The 14,945-nt window shown below is 60.9% G+C and carries 17 protein-coding genes; 14 read left to right on the top strand and 3 right to left on the bottom strand.

Annotated features, from left to right (window positions below):
* Positions 1 to 82: 82 nt before the first annotated feature.
* From HF682_RS12360 to HF682_RS12330, 7 genes are all read left to right on the top strand, one after another.
* The gene (locus HF682_RS12360) at positions 83 to 1,921 is read left to right on the top strand and encodes a M24 family metallopeptidase (protein ID WP_168877576.1); all 1,839 of its coding nucleotides are present in this window, start codon (positions 83 to 85) and stop codon (positions 1,919 to 1,921) included.
* 45 nt (positions 1,922 to 1,966) lie between these two features.
* Positions 1,967 to 2,413, top strand: a complete 447-nt coding sequence (locus HF682_RS12355) for a GAF domain-containing protein (protein WP_168877575.1) — start codon at positions 1,967 to 1,969, stop codon at positions 2,411 to 2,413.
* A gap of 74 nt (positions 2,414 to 2,487) precedes the next feature.
* Positions 2,488 to 4,050, top strand: coding sequence for an ABC transporter substrate-binding protein (locus tag HF682_RS12350; RefSeq protein ID WP_205882047.1), 1,563 nt, complete (start codon positions 2,488 to 2,490; stop codon positions 4,048 to 4,050).
* Positions 4,051 to 4,072: 22 nt separating this feature from the next.
* The gene (locus HF682_RS12345) at positions 4,073 to 5,107 is read left to right on the top strand and encodes an ABC transporter permease (protein ID WP_205882046.1); all 1,035 of its coding nucleotides are present in this window, start codon (positions 4,073 to 4,075) and stop codon (positions 5,105 to 5,107) included.
* Positions 5,104 to 5,997 (top strand): ABC transporter permease, encoded by an 894-nt coding sequence (locus HF682_RS12340; RefSeq protein ID WP_168877573.1) that lies wholly within the window; start codon positions 5,104 to 5,106, stop codon positions 5,995 to 5,997. The genes HF682_RS12345 and HF682_RS12340 overlap by 4 nt, the downstream gene beginning before the upstream one ends.
* Entirely contained in the window at positions 5,990 to 6,829 is an 840-nt protein-coding gene (locus HF682_RS12335; protein WP_168877572.1) for an ABC transporter ATP-binding protein, read from the top strand. Before HF682_RS12340 ends, HF682_RS12335 begins: the two co-directional genes overlap by 8 nt.
* Positions 6,826 to 7,617, top strand: a complete 792-nt coding sequence (locus tag HF682_RS12330) for an ABC transporter ATP-binding protein (RefSeq protein WP_168877571.1) — start codon at positions 6,826 to 6,828, stop codon at positions 7,615 to 7,617. The genes HF682_RS12335 and HF682_RS12330 overlap by 4 nt, the downstream gene beginning before the upstream one ends.
* Position 7,618: 1 nt before the next feature.
* Here the strand turns inward: HF682_RS12330 and HF682_RS12325 are convergent, their stop codons facing one another.
* On the bottom strand, positions 7,619 to 8,467 hold the full coding sequence (locus tag HF682_RS12325) for an SDR family NAD(P)-dependent oxidoreductase (protein ID WP_168877570.1): 849 nt from the start codon (positions 8,465 to 8,467) through the stop codon (positions 7,619 to 7,621).
* Between the two features lie 61 nt (positions 8,468 to 8,528).
* On the opposite strand from HF682_RS12325, the gene HF682_RS12320 reads away from it, so the two are divergent.
* The 5 genes from HF682_RS12320 to HF682_RS12300 all read left to right on the top strand — a co-directional run bounded on the left by HF682_RS12320 (position 8,529) and on the right by HF682_RS12300 (position 11,419).
* Positions 8,529 to 9,503: a quinone oxidoreductase family protein gene (locus HF682_RS12320; protein WP_168877569.1), complete on the top strand. Its 975-nt coding sequence runs from the start codon at positions 8,529 to 8,531 to the stop codon at positions 9,501 to 9,503.
* 34 nt (positions 9,504 to 9,537) lie between these two features.
* Positions 9,538 to 9,939, top strand: a complete 402-nt coding sequence (locus HF682_RS12315) for a hypothetical protein (RefSeq protein WP_168877568.1) — start codon at positions 9,538 to 9,540, stop codon at positions 9,937 to 9,939.
* Between the two features lie 83 nt (positions 9,940 to 10,022).
* The gene (locus tag HF682_RS12310; RefSeq protein WP_168877567.1) at positions 10,023 to 10,400 is read left to right on the top strand and encodes a glycine zipper domain-containing protein; all 378 of its coding nucleotides are present in this window, start codon (positions 10,023 to 10,025) and stop codon (positions 10,398 to 10,400) included.
* Between the two features lie 85 nt (positions 10,401 to 10,485).
* Positions 10,486 to 10,914: a hypothetical protein gene (locus HF682_RS12305; RefSeq protein ID WP_168877566.1), complete on the top strand. Its 429-nt coding sequence runs from the start codon at positions 10,486 to 10,488 to the stop codon at positions 10,912 to 10,914.
* Positions 10,915 to 10,981: 67 nt separating this feature from the next.
* The gene (locus HF682_RS12300; RefSeq protein WP_168877565.1) at positions 10,982 to 11,419 is read left to right on the top strand and encodes a hypothetical protein; all 438 of its coding nucleotides are present in this window, start codon (positions 10,982 to 10,984) and stop codon (positions 11,417 to 11,419) included.
* Positions 11,420 to 11,458: 39 nt separating this feature from the next.
* Here the strand turns inward: HF682_RS12300 and HF682_RS12295 are convergent, their stop codons facing one another.
* Entirely contained in the window at positions 11,459 to 12,415 is a 957-nt protein-coding gene (locus HF682_RS12295; RefSeq protein ID WP_168877564.1) for a TerC family protein, read from the bottom strand.
* A 32-nt stretch (positions 12,416 to 12,447) separates the two neighbouring features.
* Positions 12,448 to 13,017 carry a hypothetical protein gene (locus tag HF682_RS12290; RefSeq protein ID WP_168877563.1) on the bottom strand — a complete coding sequence of 190 codons (570 nt, stop codon included), beginning with the start codon at positions 13,015 to 13,017 and terminating at the stop codon, positions 12,448 to 12,450.
* A gap of 108 nt (positions 13,018 to 13,125) precedes the next feature.
* Between HF682_RS12290 and nhaR the strand changes: the two genes are divergently transcribed.
* Positions 13,126 to 14,022, top strand: a complete 897-nt coding sequence (gene nhaR, locus HF682_RS12285; RefSeq protein ID WP_168877562.1) for a transcriptional activator NhaR — start codon at positions 13,126 to 13,128, stop codon at positions 14,020 to 14,022.
* The gene (locus tag HF682_RS12280; protein ID WP_168877561.1) at positions 14,015 to 14,929 is read left to right on the top strand and encodes an RluA family pseudouridine synthase; all 915 of its coding nucleotides are present in this window, start codon (positions 14,015 to 14,017) and stop codon (positions 14,927 to 14,929) included. Before nhaR ends, HF682_RS12280 begins: the two co-directional genes overlap by 8 nt.
* Positions 14,930 to 14,945 lie beyond the last annotated feature (16 nt).

Below are 14,945 nucleotides of genomic sequence, written 5' to 3'. Positions count from 1 at the left end.
GCGATGATCGCCCTGATGCTTGCATAAATTTTAGTTTTATGAAAATCTGTGTGTAATTTTTACTTTTAATAAAGAGAAATGCATGCCAGATCGTCTGCCCTACCACTTTTCCAGTCTGCCCGCCTATAGCCCGGATGTGGCACAGAACCAGCTTGCACTTGAGCAGCTGATGCGCCAGCTGGACTTGCATGCGATGCTGGTCAATGCCCAGGATCGTTTCCTGACCGAATACACCCCCAAGCACAATAGTCCGCGCTATGCGGTTTCCGGGTTTGATGGCTCGACCGGGGAGGGCATCTTTGTGCGGCAGGATGTCGCCCAAGCCTTGGGCCTGAGTGGTCAGTATGTGCTGTTTGTGGATGGCCGCTACCATCTGCAAGCCGAGCAGCAAACGGTGCCACAGCAGGTACATCTGGAAAAACTACCGGTGGGTGTCAGCCTGTGGCACAGCATGGCGCTCTGGCTGGCAGCGCGTGGCGAGACAGTACGGCGGGTAGGATTTGACAGCTTCCGCGTCAGTGAGGCGCAGCGCCAGGGCATGCTGGCGGTACAAGGCGCCGAGCAACTGCAGTGGCTGCCTTTGCAGGAAGGTGAGATTGACCTCGCCGTCCAGCTGCCGGGATGGTCGGTAGACCGGCCGGTATTCCCGGTCAGCGAGGCGATTACGGGCCGCAGTGTAGTGGACAATCTGCAGGCCCTGCGGACACGCCTGCCTGCTGGCGCAGCATTCATGACGGGGGCCGCAGCAGACATCAGCTATGTACTGAACAGTCGCGGCTATCACATCCCGAATGCCTCATCACAACTGGGGTACTTGTTTGTGTTGCCTGGACGGGTGGTCCTGTTCATGCCGCAAGAGTGTGCCGATAGCCCGGTCAACCTCCCTGAGGTGCCGGATTTGCAAGTCATTCGCAACGATGTGCCAGCCCTGCGACGCACCCTGGCGCACGAAGTCATCTCGCAGGTGTGCTTCAGTGCTGACACGGTTAACAGTGCCCTGCCACAGTGGGCTAAACAGATCTGGCCAACAGTGACCCTGGTCGACACGTTCAACGTGGTTGAAAACCTGCGCGTGGCCAAAACCCCGGAAGAGCAAGAAACATTCCGTCGCGCTTACCTGCGCAGCTCGCGCGCCATTGCCCGCACCATGCGTTGGGCCAAGTGGGGTGTTGCGGGTGTGGCGCACAGTGAGTATGACCTGTCGCGCCAGATCAACGATGAGTATCGCGCAGAAGGTGCCGTGGCGCTGACCTTCACCACGATTGCTGCAAGTGATGCCATGAGCGCGCTGGCACACTACACCAAGGCCAGCAAGACCCGTCCTTTGCAGGAAGGCGCATTGGTACTGCTCGATAGCGGTGCGTATTACGAAGATGGGCTGGCGACGGACTGCACGCGGGTTGTGCTGCGAAAAACCGACCCGACCACCCAGGCCCAGCCGTGGCAACGTGAGATCTATACCGTTGCGCTCAAGGCCTGCATTCGGGGCTTGCTGGCAACCGTGCCAGCCAGCGCCACGGGACATGATGTCGATCAGATGGTGCGTGCCGTCTGCCAGCAATACGGGCATGACTATTCTCACGGGACCGGGCATGGCATCGGTATCCATGTGCATGAGAATGGCGTCCGCTTCATGCCGGGCTCTCGCTATGGTGTGGTACCGCATGCGGTCATTTCGATCGAGCCGGGGATTTACCTGGCGGGTCAAGGCGGGGTCCGCATCGAGAATATCGTAATCATCCAGCCGGATGAACAGTCTGGGCAGGTGCGGTTCGAGAACATGACCTTCGTGGGCTATGACTGGGAGCTGATTGATCTTGACCTGCTGACCGCGGAAGAGAAGGACTATCTGCGGGCTTACGAGCAGCGGTGCCTGGTGCTGGGTACCGCTGTCACGGATTGCCCGTTGCTGCAAGCGTAGTGCGAGCGCCCATACCAAACCATCGCACATTCAACAGGGAGGCCTATGAGCAAGGAGCTGGTTTTTAACGCATTGGGGCAACTGCTGCAGGATCAGGTGGGGTTCCGTTTGTTCACCATCACCCGGGTGGTGCCAGGCACGCAGGAGGTCGAGCGGATTTACACCACTGACCCGGCGACATACCCGGTCACCGGCCGCAAGCCGATTCTGCCGGATGCCTGGACCGAGCAGGTGCTGATTCAGCGCCAGCCTTTTCTGGCGCGGCAAGCCGCCGATTTCAAACCCTACTTCCCGGACCATGACAAGTTGGTGCAGATGGGGCTGGGTTGCGTGATCAACTACCCGGTCTCCAATGAGCAAGGTGAGCTGCTGGGTACCATCAACCTGCTGGATGCACCCGGTCAGTACCAGGACGATACTGTGGCGCGTTGTGCCGCTTTACAGTCTGAGGTCCGACAGGCGTTTGCCCATTTCAATACCGCCCACCCATAACAGGCTGCCTGGCTGAGGGCCACACGGTACTTTTCTGAACCACACCAAGGGGGAACATGATGCGTCAAACAACCATGGTAACACTTTTTACCCTGACCCTGCTGGGTGCTGCGCATGCGGCAACGCCCAAGGATACGCTGGTCGTCGCCAAGAATATTGAAGACATCGTCGGGCTGGACCCGGCGGAAGCCTTTGAGTTCAGCAGTGCCGAGGTGGTCAGCAATGTGTACCAGAACCTGATCCAGTATGACGTGAAGAACCCCAACAAGGTGGTGCCCGGGCTAGCGGATAGCTGGACGGTTGCAGCAGATGGCAAGTCCATCACCTTTCAGCTGAAGCCGTCTGCACACTTCGCCTCGGGCAATGATGTGCGGCCGGAAGATGTGCTGTTCTCGTTCATGCGGGTAGTGAAGCTGAACAAGGCTCCGGCATTCATTCTGGCCCAGCTGGGCTGGACGCCGGACAACATCGGCCAGATGGTGCGCAAGACCGGCAATGACAGCGTGACGATCAGCTGGAGCGGTGACTTCGGCGCCGCATTTGTGTTGAACCTGCTGGCGGCTCGCCCAGGCTCGATTCTGGATGAAAAACTGGTGACGCAGCACCAGAAAGGCGCCGATCTGGGTAACGCCTGGCTGAATCAGAATTCGGCAGGCAGCGGCCCCTACAAGCTCAAGCTGTACAAGCCCAAGGAAGTGGTGGTGCTGGAAGCCAATACCACCACCCCGGTGGGTGCACCGGCTACCCGTATGGTGCTGATCAAGAACGTGGTGGAGCCCGCCACCCAGCGCCTGCTGCTGGAATCCGGTGATGCAGACATCGCCCGCGATCTGGGACCGGACCAGCTGACGGCCATGAAAGCCCGCGCTGACATCCGTGTGGAAACCTATCCGCAGGCCGCCGTCCACTTCATCAGTTTCAACCAGAAGCAGGAGAAGTTGCGTAACCCGGCGGTATGGGAAGCCATGCGCTATCTGGTGGACTATGACGGCATTGCCAACCGCCTGCTGAAAGGTCAGATGAAAGTGCATCAGGCTTTCTTGCCGGAAGGTTTCCCCGGCGCGCTGAAAGAAACACCCTTCAAGTATGATCCGGAAAAAGCCAAGGCCATCCTGAGCAAAGCCGGTGTGAAGGACCTCAGTTTTGACATGGATGTGATCAACGCACCGCGCTTCATGGACATGGCGCAATCGCTGCAGGCCTCCATGGCCAAGGGTGGGGTGAAGCTCAATCTGCTGAGCGGTACCGGCAGCCAGGTCATTACCCGCTACCGGGCCCGCAAGCACGAGGCCATCATGCTGTACTGGGGGCCGGACTTCTTTGATCCGCACGCCAATGCCAAGGCCTTTGCCTACAATGTCGACAACAGTGATGGCAACTACCAGAGTACCACCACCTGGCGCAATGCCTGGGCGGTACCGCAGCTCTCCAGCAAGACCATGACGGCGCTGAAGGAAAAAGACCCGACAGCGCGCGCCACCGCCTACCAGGACTTGCAGCGGGATGTGCAGCAAAGCTCGCCGATTGTGGTGATGTTCCAGGAACAGAGCCAGGTGGCGCTGCGCAGCAACGTCAAAGGTTACATCAATGGGCTGACGCCGGACTTTGTGCTGTATGACAAAGTGGTGAAACAGTAAGCGTGCACAAGCAGGAGAGCCAATGATGCGCGAGCGCAGCAAGCTGGCACGCCTGATCATGCGGACAGGGCAGGGAGGGCTCAGCATCGGGCTGACCCTGCTGGGTCTGCTGCTGGTTACCTTCCTGATTGCCCGGGTGGCGCCCATTGATCCGGTACTGAAGGTGGTGGGCGACAAGGCCAGCAAGGAAACCTATGAGGCGGTGCGGCGCGAAATGGGGCTGGACCAGTCCTTGCCGGTGCAGTTTGCCCGCTATCTGAAGTCGGTGGTCAGCGGGGAGCTGGGGACGTCCACCAGTACCGGCCAGCCCGTGATGGATGATCTGCTGCGCTATTTCCCGGCCACGCTGGAGTTATCCACAATTGCCATCCTGCTGGGGGTGCTGCTGGGCATCCCGCTGGGTATCTGGGCGGCCTGTCGGCATAACCGCTGGCAGGATCAACTGATCCGGGCGGTTTCCCTGCTGGGGTATTCGGTGCCGGTTTTCTGGCTGGGGCTGGTGGCCTTACTGGTGTTTTACGCCAAGCTGGGCTGGGTATCCGGTCCGGGGCGGCTGGACGATGTCTATCAGTACACCATCGAAAGCTGGAGCCACTTTGCGCTGATTGACACCCTGCGCAGTGGTGACATGTCTGCCTTTGGCAATGCCTTGTCCCACCTGGTACTGCCTGCCAGCCTGCTGGCTTATTTTTCACTGGCCTATATCGCGCGCATGACCCGTGCCTACGTACTGGAAGAGCTCTCCAAGGAGTATGTCACGCTGGCGCGGGTGAAGGGGGCCAGTGAATGGCACATCCTGTGGCGGCATGTGCTGCCCAATCTGCGAGGACCATTGCTGACGGTGTCCGCGCTGTCCTATGCCGTGTTGCTGGAAGGGGCCGTGCTCACGGAGTCCGTGTTCTCCTGGCCTGGCATAGGCCTTTACATCACCAATGCCCTGTTTTCGGCAGACATGTCTGCCGTACTGGGTGGCACCTTGCTGATCGGCATCTGCTTTGTGCTGTTGAACAGCCTGACCGATACCCTGAGTCGCATGCTGGACCCGAGGACACGATGACGACACTGACCTGGCTAGAGACCGATACGCCCCAGTCCGCCATGCAGGCCCGGCTGGGCCGCTGGTGGCGCGCTGGCCGCCGCATGCTCCGTAATCCGGCCATGCTGTTTGGTGGCCTGATGCTGTTATTGATCCTGGTAGCTGCCGTGGCAGCGCCCTGGCTGGCGGGTTATGACCCTAACGTGCCGGACAGCCACGCCCGCCTGCTGGCACCCAGTGCCGAGCATTGGCTGGGAACGGACCAGCTGGGGCGCGACCTGTGGGCACGCTTGCTGTACGGTACGCGCCCCACCTTGTTGATCGTGCTGCTGGTGGCCGTGCTGTCGGCTCCGTTTGGCCTCGCCATCGGCATAGTTGCCGGGTATTTTGGCGGCTGGGTCAGTGCCGTGCTGATGCGGGTGACCGATATTTTCATGGCGTTTCCCCGGCTGGTGCTGGCACTCGCCTTTGTGGCCATTCTGGGGCCGGGCATTGTCAATGCCGTGCTGGCCATCGCCATCACCGCCTGGCCACCCTATGCCCGCATTGCCCGCACGGAAGCTCAGCTGATCCGCAAGGCAGAGTTTATCCAGGCCGCGAAGGTGGCGGGTATTCCATCCCGATCCATTCTGTTTGGTCATGTCTTGCCTTTGTGTATTCCCTCCACCGTGATCCGGGTGACACTGGACATGGCGGGCATCATCCTGACGGCGGCGGGCCTGGGCTTCCTCGGGCTGGGGGCACAACCGCCCATGTCCGAATGGGGGGCCATGGTCGCGGCGGGCCGTAATTACCTGTTTGACCAGTGGTGGGTGGCCGCCGTACCCGGCATGGCCATCCTGCTGGGCAGTCTGGCTTTCAACCTGCTCGGCGACGGGCTGCGTGACGTACTGGACCCGAAACATGCCTGAATTACTGGTTGAGAATCTGCATATCCGTTACCCCTCCCGCACTGGCTGGCAGTCGGTGGTAAATGGGGTGTCGTTCCAGCTGGGCACGGAACGGCTGGGGATCGTGGGCAAGTCCGGCTCGGGCAAGTCGATGACAGCCAAGGCGCTCATGGGCTTGGTCCCCTCGCCAGGACTGGTGAGCGCAAATCGCCTGACGCTGGACGGCACCGATCTGCTGAGCCTGAGCCCCAAGGCATGGCGGGCATGGCGTGGCCGCCAGATCAGCATGGTAATGCAAGACCCCAAGCATGCGCTGAACCCGGTGCAGAAAGTCGGTGTGCAGATTGCAGAAGCGGGCTTGCTCCACGGCGCCCTGACCCGCTCTCAAGCGCGCATGCAAGTCTTGTCGCTGCTGCAATCGGTGGGGGTGCAGGACCCGGAGCGGGTGGCGGATTGCTATCCACATCAGCTATCTGGTGGGCTGGGACAACGGGTGATGATTGCCGCCATGCTGATGGCGTCCCCCACCTTGCTGATCGCGGATGAACCTACCTCGGCGCTGGATGCCATGGTGCGATCCCAAGTGCTGGACGTGATGGATGCCGAGATTCGCCGTCGCGGCATGGGCTTGCTGCTGATCAGCCACGATCTGGGCATGGTGGCCCGGTATTGCGACCGGGTGCTGATCATGTATCGCGGGCAAATTGTGGAAGAGTGTGTGGCGAGCCAGCTGCATCAGGCCCGGCATCCCTACACCCGTGGCTTGCTGGCTTGCCAGCCCTCTGCGGCTCGGCGCGGGCAACTGTTGCCGGTGCTGGATCGTAGCCAACTGCCAGAGGCGATGAGCGCATGAGTGATAATGCATTGGTGTGTGATGCGCTGACGGTGCAATACCAGCGCGGTGGTCAGCCGTTTACCGCGGTCAATCAGGTGTCATTTGCCATTCCACGAGGGGGGGCATTCGGCCTGATCGGGGGCTCCGGTTGCGGCAAGTCTTCCATCCTGCGGGTACTGGCCGGACTGGATGCGCACTGGCAGGGGCGCCTGCAGGTGATGGCGGTGGAACGGCGCAATGGCAGCCGCCCGCCCGCTCATTATCCCAAGCTGTTGCAGATGGTGTTTCAAGACCCTTATGGCTCGCTGCACCCCCGCCATACCATCGACCGGGTGATTGGGGAGCCTTTGCGGGTGCAGGGCTTTGACCGTATCGAACAGCGGATTGTTGAGGCGTTGCAGCAGGTTGGGTTGGATGCCCGTTTCCGTTTCCGTTATCCACACCAACTGTCTGGCGGGCAACGGCAACGGGTGGCGATAGCCCGTGCCATTGCCCTGCAGCCTGCCGTTCTGCTGCTGGATGAGCCCACCTCTGCACTGGATGCCTCCGTTCAGGCCGAAATCCTCAACCTGCTGATGGAGCTGCGTGCAGCGCTGCAGACGACCTACCTGTTTGTCAGCCATGATCTGGCCGTTGTGGCGCATTTGTGTGACCAAGTTGCGGTGATGCAAGGCGGCATGATTGTCGAGACACTGTCCGCAACACAGCTGGCGGAGGGGGCGGCAACACACCCTTACACCCTCAGCCTGCTGCAGGAAAGTGGTCTGGCCTCGGCGTCACGACCACATGAGGCGTTGCCAGGCTGAGTCAGGTCCCGGCCTTGCGGGCGGCCCAGTCCAGCCAGCGGGTAGGCAGTATGCGTTTGAGTACGGCAAACAGCTTGGTCGGGAAGGTGACGCGGTAACGCGGGGCGGGCCGCCTGCTGTTCAGCGCCTTGAGCACTGCTGCCAATACCGCCTCCGGCCCCAAGGTGAAGCCGGTTACCGGCCCTTCCTGCCGCAAGCGAGCCTCCAGCCCGTTGTAGATGTTCTGATAGACGCTCGGTCGACCGGCAATGTGGCGCTGGTAGGCCAGATAGGCATTGGGGCGGAAGCGGCTGCTGATCGGGCCCGGCTCGATCAATACCGGATGGATGTTGCTGCCGTGCAGCTCCAGCCGCAGCGTATCCACCAGACCTTCCATGGCGAACTTGCTGGCATTGTAGGCGCCCCGCAGCGGCATGGCGGCGAAGCCGAGGATGGAGCTGTTGTAGAGGATGCGGCCATGCCCTTGCTGACGCATGATCGGCAGTACCCGGTTGGTCACCATCTGCGCGCCAAACACATTGGTATCGAATTGTTCCAGCAGGGCATCGCGGGTCAGGTCTTCGACCGCACCGGGTTGCCCATAGCCCGCGTTGTTGAAGAGGGCATCCAGCGTGCCACCGGTGCGCCCCAGCACCACCGCCAGCGCGGTGTCGATGCTTTCCTCGTCGGTGACATCCAGAAACAGTGCTTCCAGCCCGCGCTCCTGCAGGCTGATCACGTCTTCCGGCTTGCGTGCAGTGGCAAATACCCGCCAGCCACGCTGTTGCAAGCCCTGTGCCACACACAGCCCGATGCCGCTGGAGCAGCCGGTGATCAGGATGGAACGGGGACGAACAGGGGTGGAGGTCATAGGCAGCCGGGTCTTGAGGTGGCACAATCAGGATGAACAGCATTCTAAAGGAGTGGCAGAGATGAGCAAGGTGGTTCGCTTCCATCAGACCGGTGGGCCGGAGGTGATGGTGCTGGAGGATGTGGCGGTGGGCGAGCCGGGACCGGGGCAGGTGCGTTTGCGCCAGCACGCGGTCGGCCTCAATTTCATCGACCTGTACCACCGCAGTGGCTTGTATCCGATGGCCTTGCCTTCGGGGCTGGGGATGGAGGCGGCCGGGGTGGTCGAAGCGGTAGGCGAGGGTGTGAGCACCGCTCAGGTGGGAGACCGGGTGGCTTACGCCGGTGGACCGCTGGGAGCCTACGCCGAGCAGCGTATTTTGCCTGCCGACAAGCTGGTGCCGTTGCCAGATCACCTCAGCTTTGAACAAGGGGCCTCCATGCTGCTGCAAGGGCTGACGGCTTGGTACCTGCTGCATCAGACCTATCCATTGCAAGCCGGAGAAACCATTCTGTTTCATGCCGCCGCGGGCGGAGTGGGGCTGATCGCTTGCCAATGGGCCAAGGCGCTGGGGGCGACCGTGATCGGCACCGTGTCCAGCCCGGCCAAGGCCGAGCTGGCCCGCCAGCATGGTTGCGATCATGTGCTGGACTACAGCCAGCCCGGCTGGGTGGCGCAGGTGCGAGAGCTCACAGGCGGCAAGGGCGTGCCGGTAGTCTACGACGGTGTCGGCCAGGCCACCTTCATGGATTCACTGGATTGCTTGCGCCAGCGCGGGTTGATGGTCAGCTTTGGCAACGCCTCCGGCGCGGTGCCTGCCATCGAGCCGGGGGTGCTGTCCAGCAAGGGTTCGCTCTACCTGACGCGCCCGACACTGGGTCACTACACGGGGACTCGGGAAGCATTGCTGGCCGGCGCTGCGGCGTTGTTCTTCGCTGTGGAACAGGGGCAGATCAAGCTGGCCATTCATCAGCGCTACCCACTCGCCGAGGTGGCGAAGGCGCATGAGGACCTAGCCGCACGGCGTACCACGGGTTCCAGCGTTTTGCTGCCATGAGCGACGACAACAAGGTCAAGGAAAGGAGGCAAAGGTGAGGGGTGCAGGAGGAACGCAGGGCGGGACCGGGCAGTTTTTCCTCGGTCTGGCAATGTTGATCGGTGGTTTGTATCTGCTGCTGAGTGCCATCATGGTGACGTCCAGCTTTGGTCTGGGCATGCCCCTGTTTGGCTGGCAGATGTTTGGCAGCATGTATGCCATCACCAGTGGCATGGTGATGATCCCTTTCCTGTTCGGGGTGGGGATGATTTTCTACAACGCCCGCAACGTGCTGGGCTGGGTGCTGGCAGGCGGGTCTTTGCTGGCACTGATCTTCGGGGTGATTGCCTCGATTCATTTCTCCTTCCGTAACATGAGTGCGTTCGACCTGATCGTCATCCTGGTGCTGGTGGCTGGCGGGCTGGGGCTGTTTCTGCGCTCGCTGCGCGCGGGCTGAGGTGCATCGCTGACCGATTCATCCTTCATTCAGTTGCAGTTTGCGACACTGGTCTCGTTGCAACCGAATGAAGGAAGACGGCAATGAACAAGCACTGGATGATCGCAGGCCTCCTGCTGGCGGCCTTGAACTCACAAGCTGAACAAATCCGTACCGGTACCGTTCTGGGCAGCGCCATTGGCGGTGCGCTGGGGGCGGCTGTGGGGCACGACATGGGTGACCGGGATGGTGCCATTCTGGGCGCAGCCATCGGCGGCGGTGCGGGCGCCTACATTGGTCACCGGCTGGACCAGCCCAAGCGCGAGCCGGTACGCGAGCGTGTGGTCTATGTAGACCGTCCGGTACGTGAACGGGTGGTGTATGTCGAACGCCCCGAACGCCGCTACCAACCTGATCGTTTCCCTGGACGAGGCCGCCACTTGGGGCATTACAAGCACCATCGCCACGATGATGATGACTGACCTGCGTTGATGGACATATCGCATCATGACCTGCAGCAGGCCCGCAGAGGCCTGCGCAGGGGAGTCATTCAGGGAGCGCAACATCATGTGGAAGCCTGTTTCATTTCTGCTGCTACCGTTACTGTTGACCGGGTGCGTCAGTTATCACTGGGTGCATGATCACAAAGGTGAGGCCGAGATGAGCCAGGACCGGAGTGATTGTGCCAGCGAGGCACGCACGCGGTTCCCGGAGAAGCTGGTCGAGTATGAGGTCAGTCACGCTTACTACGCACCAGAAGTCAGCCGATGTACCACTACCCGCAGCAGCACGCTGACCACCACGCCCGCCGCGCCGGGAAAGCCCGGCACCAGTACCAGCACGGATCAGAAAGAAGAGCGGGTTTGCCAGACCACGCCTGGCAGATGGGTGCCTGCGGTCAAGGCAATGCGGGATGTCAACAGTGGCCGCCGCAGTTCACATGCGGATTCCTGTTTCCTGCAAAAGGGATGGCGCTGGGAAGAGGTGCAGCAATAATGCTGGCCCGTAAGGCCTGGGGGCAGGTTGCAGCGGGATAGGGACAATCAAGGGTGAGGGGGCCATCATGTGGAAATGCGTGGCAATCGGGCTGTTATCCGTCTTGCTGACAGCCTGCAGCGGTGTTCATGGGCTCAAAGGGCTCAAGCTCAAGGAAAATGTGAACAAGGGTAAGGATTATCAGGATTGTGTGGCGGAGATCTGGCGCAATAATCCGGAAGTCTTTGAGGAGTATGAGAGTGCCTCGGCCCACCACGCCCCTGCAGAGACCCGTTGTACCACCACGCGCAACACGACAGAGACACCATTGCCTTACCGGGGTACGGTTGCAGGCGGTAAAACCAGGGTGATCACCCAGACGGACGAGCAGGTGTGCAAGCGCACACCGGCACACTGGGCCCCGGCTGAATATACGTCGTATGATGTGAATCAGAACGATCGTGATGCTGCATACCGCATGTGCATGCAACGCAAGGGCCTGTGGCGGGAAGAGAGCAACAAGTAAGCCCCGCCGGGAACGCATGCCCCGGCAGGGCTGTTTGGGCTAATTCACCTGCTGTTTGCGGGTCTGCCACAGTGACAGGGCGATTGATCCGCCAATCAGAACCGCAATCACCACCAGTGACCAGGCAACTGGCATGTGCCAGTACTGCGCCAGCAGCATCTTGCAGCCGATGAAGGCCAGTACCAGCGCCAGGCCATACTTCAGCAGGTGGAAGCGGTCGGCCACATCTGCCAGCAGGAAGTACATAGCCCGCAAACCGAGGATGGCAAAGATGTTGCTGGTGATCACCACAAACGGATCGGTGGTGACGGCGAAGATGGCCGGGATACTGTCCACCGCAAAGATCACGTCCGAGATCTCGATCATCACCAGTACCAGCAGCAGCGGGGTGGCGTAGCGTACGCCTTGCTTGACCACAAAAAACTTCTCGCCGTGGTAGTCATCGGTGAACTTGATGTGCCCTTTCAGCCAGCGCAGCAATTTGTTGTTGCCCAGGTCCTGCTCGGAGTCGCTGGCAAACCACATCTTGACCCCGGTATACAGCAGGAAGGCGCCGAACACGTACAGGATCCAGCTGAAGCGCTCAATCAAGGCACCACCCACCAGAATCATGACTGCACGCAGCACGATGGCACTCAGCACACCGTATAGCAGTACCCGGCGCTGGTATTGTGCCGGTACCGAGAAGTAGCTGAAGATCATCAGGAACACAAAGATATTGTCGACTGCCAGTGCTTTCTCGATCAGGTAGCCGGTAAAGAAAGCCAGTGCCGTTTCATTGGCCGCCGCGCGACCCACCGTATCATCCAGATAGACCCACAGGCCCAGGTTGAACAACAGGGCAATCGACACCCATACCGCCGACCAGCCCAGCGCCTCACGCATGGAGGGGCGGTGATTGCCTTTCTGTTTTAACGTCAGCAGGTCGATGGCGAGCATCACCACCACCAGACCCAGGAAAACGGCCCACAAGCCGGGGCTGCCAATACTGTGCATAGGGGTACTCCTTGTCCAGACTGATTTACGGCTTACTTCAATGTGGTTTCGGATAGCGATACGCTGACCCGGCTATCCGCCAGTTGCTGGATATCCAGTTGCCACTGCTGCTGGCCACTGCGGAAGCTATGTTGTTCATTCCCTGGCGCTGCGCTCAAAACATGGTGCTCCATGCCGGGGCGATCAAAGCCGCGCAGGTAATGCTGCAAGGTGGCCTGATAGTCCACCTTGCCCTCGTATACGGTTTGTCGCTGCGCTTCTGTTTCGGTATAGCGGGTACGCACCAGACCTGCCATGCGGCTGGCGGGGCCCAAGTCACTGCCGCTGACATCCTGTGCCGCCGGCTGGGCCGGGTTGGTCGAGGGCAACCAGACCTGGACGCGCTCCTTGGCTTGGGGGGCCACTTCCTCAATCTTGTCACGCGCGGCCGTGAGCACCTGCTGGCCACTGGCAGCCACTTGAGGGGCTTTGTCGAGCAGCCAGCTGGCGCCGGCAATCACGCCCCAGATCGCCAGGCCCAGCAATACCGCCAGCGTGAGTGCGACGCCGATGATGACGCGGCGATAGCGGCGCAATTGTTGCAAAGGGAGTACATGTTGCATGGCAAGCTCCGTTGACGGGCAATATGGAATGTTTGCAGTGTAGAGGGCTGCCATTGTTCGCACAAATCGAATATTATTTGTCAAATATCAGTTTATTTGGATGTGTTGGTGAATCATCTCAACTACAAGCATTTGCGCTACTTCTGGGTCGTCGCCAAGGCGGGCAGCATTGCCCGCGCCAGTGAGCAGCTGCATGTCACGCCCCAGTCCATCAGCGGGCAGCTGGCCGAGCTGGAGGAGCAGCTTGGGGTCAAACTGCTGCGGCGGGCGGGACGTGGGCTGGAGCTGACCGAGACCGGGCAGCAGGTGTTGAGTTACGCCGATGAGATTTTCTCACTGGGCGAGGCGCTGACCGAAGCGCTACGCAGTGGCCCCTTGACCGCGTCCCTGCCATTGCGTGTCGGGGTGGCTGACTCGGTGGCCAAATTGCAGACCTACCGCCTGTTGCAAGCCGTGCTGCAACTGGATGAACCGGTGCGTTTGACGGTGCGAGAGGGGCGCTTGTCGGCGCTGCTGGGAGAGTTGGCGGTGCACCGGCTGGATCTGGTGATCGTCGACCGGCCGATGCCGAGCAACCTGAACGTGCGCGCCTATGTACACCCTTTGGGCGATAGTCCGCTTACCGTCTTTGCCACCCCGGCGCTGAAGGCGACCTTGCAGGGGACTTTTCCGCAGTGCCTGCACGGCGCGCCGTTCCTGCTGCCGGGGGAGGATGTGGCGGTACGCAGCCGCTTGCTGGATTGGCTGGAAGGGCAGCAGCTGCGGCCCCGCATTGTGGGCGAGTTTGACGATGGTGCATTGCTGAAAGCGTTTGGGCAGGCGGGGGCCGGGCTGTTTGTAGCCCCCAGCACCATTGCGGACGATGTGTGCCGCCAGCATGGGGTGGAGGTTGTGGGGCAGATCGAGGCGGTGAAGGAGCAGACCTACCTGATTACCGCGGAGCGGCGTACGGTGCACCCGGCGATCCGTGCCATTCTGCTGGCGCAGGGCTTGATCCATGAGTAAGGCACCCATTCCATGGCGAGAGGGTATTGCCCCCAGCTACCTGTGGCTGCCGGAAGGCGAGTGGCCCTCCCTGCTGGCGTATCTGCAGACCCGCTTTCGCCATCTGGACCCGCAAGCACTGCAGCAACGCATGGCTCAGGGCGAACTGTTTGACGATCACGGCCAGGCGCTGCCGGTGGCGGCCCCCTATCAGGTCGGCCAGCGCATCTGGTACTATCGAGAAGTCGCTGCGGAAACACCTATCCCGTTTGCAGAAACCATCCTGTATCAGGATGCGCACTTGCTGGTGGTGGACAAGCCGCACTTCCTGCCGATGACCCCCGGCGGGCGTTTCCTGCGGGAGACCCTGCTGCACCGCCTGCGTACGCGTCTCAACCAACCCCAACTGACCCCGGTGCACCGGCTGGACCGCGAAACCGCAGGGGTGGTGCTGTTCTGCCTGGACCCGGCCAGTCGGGGCGCCTATCAGACCCTGTTTGAACGCCGTGAAGTCCGCAAAGTCTATGAAGCGGTGGCCCCTTGGCGTGATTTGCCGTGGCCGCTGACCCACCGCAGCCGTATTGAGGCGGGGGATCACTTCATGACCATGCAGGAAGTGATCGGCGAACCCAACAGCGAGACCCGCATCGAGCTGATTCAGCGGCTGGGAAGCCACGCCTGGTACCGGCTGCAACCGCATACCGGACGCAAGCATCAGCTGCGCGTGCATCTGGCCGGTCTGGGCATCCCCATCGTGCATGACCCGTTTTATCCGCAGGTACTGGACGACAAGGGGGATGACATCAGTCAGCCGCTGCAATTGCTGGCGCGCAGCATTGCTTTTACCGATCCGCTGAGCGGGGAAGCGCGGCAGTTTACCAGCCAGCGACAGCTGGCCTGGCTGGCGGAGGATGTCCGCCCGTCATGACATAAACCATAAGAAC

It is taken from the genome of Leeia aquatica (assembly GCF_012641365.1).
GTDB classification, from domain to species: Bacteria; Pseudomonadota; Gammaproteobacteria; order Burkholderiales; family Leeiaceae; genus Leeia; species Leeia aquatica.
Note: the sequence above shows the minus strand (reverse complement) of the source record. Positions and strands in the feature narration are given on the sequence as shown.

Excerpts from the sequence above, each read along its gene's own strand:
- HF682_RS12340 (WP_168877573.1), top strand. The coding sequence starts at position 5,104 with ATGACGACACTGACCTGGCTAGAGACCGATACGCCCCAGTCCGCCATG.
- HF682_RS12325 (WP_168877570.1), bottom strand. The coding sequence starts at position 8,467 with ATGACCTCCACCCCTGTTCGTCCCCGTTCCATCCTGATCACCGGCTGC.
- HF682_RS12345 (WP_205882046.1), top strand. The coding sequence starts at position 4,073 with ATGATGCGCGAGCGCAGCAAGCTGGCACGCCTGATCATGCGGACAGGG.
- HF682_RS12310 (WP_168877567.1), top strand. The coding sequence starts at position 10,023 with ATGAACAAGCACTGGATGATCGCAGGCCTCCTGCTGGCGGCCTTGAAC.
- HF682_RS12290 (WP_168877563.1), bottom strand. The coding sequence starts at position 13,017 with ATGCAACATGTACTCCCTTTGCAACAATTGCGCCGCTATCGCCGCGTC.
- HF682_RS12335 (WP_168877572.1), top strand. The coding sequence starts at position 5,990 with ATGCCTGAATTACTGGTTGAGAATCTGCATATCCGTTACCCCTCCCGC.
- HF682_RS12280 (WP_168877561.1), top strand. The coding sequence starts at position 14,015 with ATGAGTAAGGCACCCATTCCATGGCGAGAGGGTATTGCCCCCAGCTAC.
- HF682_RS12295 (WP_168877564.1), bottom strand. The coding sequence starts at position 12,415 with ATGCACAGTATTGGCAGCCCCGGCTTGTGGGCCGTTTTCCTGGGTCTG.
- HF682_RS12320 (WP_168877569.1), top strand. The coding sequence starts at position 8,529 with ATGAGCAAGGTGGTTCGCTTCCATCAGACCGGTGGGCCGGAGGTGATG.
- HF682_RS12330 (WP_168877571.1), top strand. The coding sequence starts at position 6,826 with ATGAGTGATAATGCATTGGTGTGTGATGCGCTGACGGTGCAATACCAG.
- HF682_RS12355 (WP_168877575.1), top strand. The coding sequence starts at position 1,967 with ATGAGCAAGGAGCTGGTTTTTAACGCATTGGGGCAACTGCTGCAGGAT.
- HF682_RS12350 (WP_205882047.1), top strand. The coding sequence starts at position 2,488 with ATGGTAACACTTTTTACCCTGACCCTGCTGGGTGCTGCGCATGCGGCA.
- HF682_RS12360 (WP_168877576.1), top strand. The coding sequence starts at position 83 with ATGCCAGATCGTCTGCCCTACCACTTTTCCAGTCTGCCCGCCTATAGC.
- HF682_RS12300 (WP_168877565.1), top strand. The coding sequence starts at position 10,982 with ATGTGGAAATGCGTGGCAATCGGGCTGTTATCCGTCTTGCTGACAGCC.
- HF682_RS12305 (WP_168877566.1), top strand. The coding sequence starts at position 10,486 with ATGTGGAAGCCTGTTTCATTTCTGCTGCTACCGTTACTGTTGACCGGG.